This is a genomic window from Tannerella forsythia, assembly GCF_003860135.1.
Lineage (GTDB): Bacteria > Bacteroidota > Bacteroidia > Bacteroidales > Tannerellaceae > Tannerella > Tannerella forsythia_A.
The window spans coordinates 1-397 of sequence record NZ_RQYN01000169.1 but is presented as its reverse complement, the minus strand read 5'-3'; the positions used below and the strand labels follow the sequence as shown (position 1 = coordinate 397).

At 53.4% G+C, this 397-nt stretch carries 1 pseudogene; it reads right to left on the bottom strand.

The window, feature by feature from the left end:
• Positions 1-397, bottom strand: a pseudogene (locus tag EII41_RS14265) (HAMP domain-containing histidine kinase); the annotation flags it as partial.

Below are 397 nucleotides of genomic sequence, written 5' to 3'. Positions count from 1 at the left end.
ATCAGGTTACGCAACACGGTCGCGATCATTCCCCGGTCGCCGATGACGTAGCAACGTTCGGGCATTTCGGTGGTGATGCGTATGTTTTTGTTTTCAGCCGAGATCGCGTACAGATCGGCTGTTTCGGCAATCGTTTGCGTAATATCGAAAGGCAAAGGCGAGAATTTGGCTCTTCCCGTCTGCACCTGCGCCCAGCTGAGCAGATTTTGCAAGAGTTCCATCTGCGATTCGGATGCCATCCGGAACCGTTCCAGATAATCCAGCAAGGCATCCGTTTCGTAAGCGTTATAGTTGGCGATGAGAGCGTCGAGCGTCGCTTTCTGTGCGATAACCGGCGCTTTGAGGTCGTGCGAGATGATGGAGAAGAGCTTATCTTTCGTCGCGTTGGCTTCGGCCA